The sequence below is a fragment of the Candidatus Methylomirabilota bacterium genome (genome assembly GCA_036005065.1).
In the GTDB taxonomy this organism is placed as follows: Bacteria; Methylomirabilota; Methylomirabilia; order Rokubacteriales; family DASRDR01; genus DASYQW01.
In genome coordinates, this window is sequence record DASYQW010000395.1 from 1 (window position 1) to 1666 (window position 1666).

Sequence of the window (1666 nt, forward strand, 5' to 3'; positions counted from 1 at the left end):
CATGATGGGTGTCGTCTACGAAGCCTTCGATCCCGCCCTCGGCCGAGCGGTCGCCCTCAAGCTGATCCACCTCGCGTTCCCCGTCACCCCCGAAGAAGCGGAGACGTTCGAGCAACGCTTCTTCACCGAGGCCCGCAGCGCCGGGCGCCTCTCCCACCCCGGGATCGTGGTCGTCCACGACGCGGGGAGAGACCCGGAGTCGGGAAGGCTCTTCATCGCGATGGAGTGGCTGCAGGGGCGTGCGCTCTCGCCGTCGAGCCCGGAGACGCTCCTCGACTGGCGGGAAGCCCTCCGCCTCGGCGCGCGCCTGGCCGACGCGCTGCACCACGCCCACTCCGCCGGCGTGATCCACCGCGACATCAAGCCGGCCAACATCATGGTCCTCGACTCCGGCGATCCGAAGATCATGGACTTCGGCATCGCCAAGGTCGAGACGGCACGGTTGAAGCTCACCGCTACGGGGCAGTCCTTCGGAACGCCCCTCTACATGTCGCCGGAACAGGCGCTCGGGCACGAGGTGGACGGCCGGACGGACCTGTTCTCCCTCGGGGCCATCCTGTACGGGCTCCTGACAGGACGGCTGGCCTTCGGCGCCGAGAGCATGATGGCCATCATCGGCAAGGTGCTCCACCAGGATCCGCCGCCGCCGTCGCAGGTCCGGTCGGATCTTCCGCCGGACGTCGACTATCTGATCGCCCGCGCGCTGGCGAAGGCGCTGCCCGACCGCTATCCGAGCGGAGGCACGATGGCCGAGGACATTGCCGACATCCTGGATGGCCGCCCCCCGCGACATCGCGCGGCATGGGGCGGGGCCCGGCCGCCGGAGGCGGCGCTGAGCGTACCGGCGGCGCCCGGGTCGCCCCGATCCGAGTCGAAGGCGGACGCCAGGAGGGTGTCTTCGGCTCCGACGCGTCCCGCGCGATCCGGGACGCCGCGCGATCGCGTAAGGGGGCCGGGTCGCCGGGTCTCCCGCACGGCCGTGGGTCTCGTCGTCGGTGCGGTCCTGCTCCTGGGCCTCATCGCCCCCGCGCTTTTCGTGGCCTGGCGACGCCCGTCGCCCGCGCTCACCCCTGCGCCCGTCGAGAAAGCCGCAGAGGCCGCGGAGGCCTTCCCGCCGCCGTCGCCGTCACCCTCTTCCGGCCTGACCGGCCTGCTCTCGGCTCTCCAGGGCGAGAAGCCGGCCCAGCTCGCCGTCGACTTCGAGCACGGGCTGCGCAGCGGCACGCTCAAGATCTGGGTGGACGGCGAGCTGATGAAGGAGGAGAAGGTGGGGGGACGGATCACCAAGAGGGTCATCGGCATCAAGCTGCGCAAGGGCACGTTCCACGACGTGATCGAGCTGAAGCCCGGACGCCACGAGATCCAGGTGCAGGTGAGCTGGGACGATGGGGAGCGGACCGAGCGCATCATCGGTACGTTCAATCCGGGAGCGACCCGCCGACTCGACGTGAACCTCGGCCGGCTCCTCAAGGACCTCACGCTTGAGTGGAAATAGGGCCGGCCGGAACGGTTCCCCCTCGCCGGGGATTGAGGTAGGCTAGAGCCGGGGTCGCCCGCACGTGGGCCCCGGCCCTGCGCAACGCGAGACGCCCAACCCCGCCAGGCCCGGAAGGGAGCAACGGTCAGGCGATCCTCGGGTGTGCCGCAGGACAGCCGGGGTTCACGT

At 70.6% G+C, this 1666-nt stretch carries 1 protein-coding gene and 1 other RNA gene; both read left to right on the top strand.

Annotated features, from left to right (window positions below):
- Nucleotides 1-1495, top strand: a 1495-nt coding sequence (locus VGW35_26325; protein HEV8311195.1) for a protein kinase, incomplete at its 5' end; no start/stop codon positions are given.
- 68 nt (nt 1496-1563) lie between these two features.
- Nucleotides 1564-1663: signal recognition particle sRNA small type (gene ffs / locus VGW35_26330), an RNA gene on the top strand.
- Nucleotides 1664-1666 lie beyond the last annotated feature (3 nt).